General features: G+C 38.6%; 3 protein-coding genes. All 3 read right to left on the bottom strand.

The annotated features are described in order from the left end of the window. Positions 1–87: 87 nt before the first annotated feature. The 3 genes from HMPREF9969_RS11425 to HMPREF9969_RS11415 all read right to left on the bottom strand — a co-directional run bounded on the left by HMPREF9969_RS11425 (position 88) and on the right by HMPREF9969_RS11415 (position 2,623). A complete protein-coding gene (locus tag HMPREF9969_RS11425) occupies positions 88–567 on the bottom strand; it encodes a histidinol phosphate phosphatase (protein ID WP_009433854.1) in 480 nt (159 codons plus the stop codon). A gap of 184 nt (positions 568–751) precedes the next feature. Beyond that, entirely contained in the window at positions 752–2,416 is a 1,665-nt protein-coding gene (locus tag HMPREF9969_RS11420) for a hypothetical protein (protein WP_009435996.1), read from the bottom strand. A gap of 36 nt (positions 2,417–2,452) precedes the next feature. Continuing rightward, positions 2,453–2,623: a hypothetical protein gene (locus HMPREF9969_RS11415; protein WP_009435998.1), complete on the bottom strand. Its 171-nt coding sequence runs from the start codon at positions 2,621–2,623 to the stop codon at positions 2,453–2,455. Positions 2,624–2,814: the final 191 nt, after the last annotated feature.

Raw genomic sequence — 2,814 nt, 5'->3', positions numbered from 1 at the left:
AAGAAAATTAAAATTGTTCGCGAAGAATTTCGAATTTCTTCGCGAACAATTTTTTTGTTGTTTTAGCAGAATCTCAAAACTCCTTTATCACCCTTCTGTTACAGGACCAGAAGGCTCTGTTCCTTCTGCTTTCTTTTTCTCTTTCTTTCCCTTCTTTTCTTTCTTCTCCTTTGGTGCTACTTGCTCATACGTAACATCATTCAGTGTAAAATACTTCGCAGAGGCAAGGAACTTTATAACAGGTTTCTCGATATGCTGCTGTGCACGGAACTGCTCAACAGTCTCTACCGCCTTGCTCTTAAACGAGGGAGTCAACGTTCCCATGTCGCCAAACTCCACAATGTCACCATTGGCTACGATGTCACGGGCGGTTTCACTTGCAAGATTCAGCACGGCTGCCACCTCCTGCGCATTAAAGGTTGTTGACTTAGCAATGCGTTCGCAAAAGTTGCGGAAGTCTACACGGTGCCTACCAGTTGGACGAGCAACAATTACAGTCTTTCCAGCCTGTTTGCCGATGTTTAGCTTCTGCTCTCTCAAGAAAAATTGAATTGGTTTATTTGCCATATTGTTATTAAGGTGGTCTCTCTTTGTGATAGCTCCGTGGGCTCGAGACCTTTTAACCCTCGGAGCGTTGTTTATAATATTATTGTTTGCTATAAAATCTTACTTTATAACTACCTGAGAAAGAATGTTTTTTCTCCATTTTAATTAGATTAAAACCATATCACTTTTAATAAAACTCTTTAAATTAGAAGTGAACAAAAGGTATTACACCAACTAAAGTCGGATATCTTGCAGTATCCCAAGGGCTTCTTGCCTCTGCAGTTTTACTATTCTTATCAAAAGAAACAGTAAACCATCCTCCCAATCCTGCCCCAGTATAAGAACTTGTCACATAATCATTTAACAACGTTCCAAATGTTTTTTCGTAATAATTTGTATAGCCGTGAGCGGAAACTTCTCCACCACCAGTAGTCATACCATCTCCAAAGGACACTTTTTCATATGCATCCATCAACTCACCCAAGGCTGGAATGTATAATTTACTGATATTACTTCCTAATGGGATGCTCGTTGCTATATATCCTCCAGCAACTCTACCAAAAAGATTGTTTCCATCTTCTGCTTTTACCGTTCCATCATTTGATCCACTTGCATCCCAGGACCAATGGTAACCTTGGCGGTCATTATTTCTTGCAGCTTCAGGATAAAGATATTGAGTTGTATTATTAGTCGGATTACTAGGCATCATAGAGATAGGAAATTGTACTCCACAGAGACCTCCACTCACAAGCATAGCAGTACCAGAGTTTATGGAGCCGTCATTATCTTTTATAACAAGTCCCATAATGTAGCCATGACCAGTCCTCTTGCTTAAAGGGTCACCTAAAAAACCTGTTGTTCCATCATCATATAGCACTTTATAATTATATTTCAGAGTTACCTTAAGCACGTATGACGCATTTTGAATGGCGTTGAAATATAAGGTAGATGCTTTCAATGTTATATTAGACATTGTTTTCTTATATATATAAACAGAAGGAATGTTTATAGATAAATTGTTCATATACGTTCCTGGGAGAATATAAACATAATCGCCTTGTGTGATATTATAAGATAAATCACTTGATTCTGTAGCAGGATAAGATGGAGAAAGAGTAGATTGAAGATTCGTATTTGCAGCAATAGAATTGTCTGTTATAAAAGAACCAGACGTAGCATCCAGAGTTATAGTTCCTGGTATCGTATTATTCGTTAATAGCCGCCCTTGTGCATTGAATGGCATATAGCCTGATATTTTAATACGCACACGTGTACCAACATGTTTCATTACGAAATCAACTTTTTGCTTTGCAGGAGTAGCAGTGATAACTTTTGTAGTAATACCGATACGAGCTGTACCTGCATCTGCACGATTTACAGTTAAATTGTTCCCACTGATGTTTACCTTGTCATTGCAACAATAGAAGGTATATGTTCCTGGATCAAGGCTTAGACTTTGGTTAGCACTAGTAGCTGTGAATATGTTGCTGGTAACAGTGCCTTTAAGTGTACCCTTCAGGACACCACTCTGATAAGCCAGAATCGTATAAGTACCATTCGACATACCAGCTGCACGTGTTGCAGGCTTGGCATCACGGGCTGTATCACGCTCAAGTGTAGTTTCAGCAAAGACATCGTTACCAAGGTCAATAGTATCTTTTGCAACTTCCAAAGATTGTTTTCCTGCACGAGTTACAGATACTTCTTCATCTGCATTGAAGTCTTCGTCAGTTAAAGTGAACGTGAGTTGCTGTTTTGAGTCCTCACTTCGCTTGTTGTCGAGATTATCATCACTTGAACAGGCAATAAACATACTTATAGTGATTATCGCTGTCAATAAAGAACTGATGTTTAATAAAATCTTCTTCATCTTATTTAATTTGTCGTTAATTTGTTTTCTTAATGATTATTCAACCCAAACATCACCAAAATCCACCTCTTGATCTTGCTTCCAATCTTCTTCTTGAGACGTCATCGGTGCTGGGGTAACCGATACGCAGAAGAATGCCTCTGACTTCATTTCATAAACGAGACACACTGGTCGTTCATAATCTTTCTTTTCTTGCTTTTTTCTCATTGCTTTTATTGATTAAAAATAGTTGTTATTTCGTGCTTAATTTCTCTATATTTCGGTTTAGGTACGGACACAAAAAAAGAACAAAGGAAACTTCTGAAAGTCCTTTGTTTACAGGGTTTGCGGCACGCTTCGCGCGCGCGTACGCGAGAAGAAAAAAATGTGTAATTTACGTCTGCTCTACTAGAGAGAGA

It is taken from the genome of Prevotella sp. oral taxon 306 str. F0472, from assembly GCF_000257925.1.
GTDB lineage: Bacteria > Bacteroidota > Bacteroidia > Bacteroidales > Bacteroidaceae > Prevotella > Prevotella vespertina.
The sequence above is the reverse complement of the archived record's forward strand: the minus strand, read 5'-3'. Positions and strand labels throughout refer to the sequence as shown.

Excerpts from the sequence above, each read along its gene's own strand:
- HMPREF9969_RS11425 (WP_009433854.1), bottom strand. The coding sequence starts at position 567 with ATGGCAAATAAACCAATTCAATTTTTCTTGAGAGAGCAGAAGCTAAAC.
- HMPREF9969_RS11420 (WP_009435996.1), bottom strand. The coding sequence starts at position 2,416 with ATGAAGAAGATTTTATTAAACATCAGTTCTTTATTGACAGCGATAATC.
- HMPREF9969_RS11415 (WP_009435998.1), bottom strand. The coding sequence starts at position 2,623 with ATGAGAAAAAAGCAAGAAAAGAAAGATTATGAACGACCAGTGTGTCTC.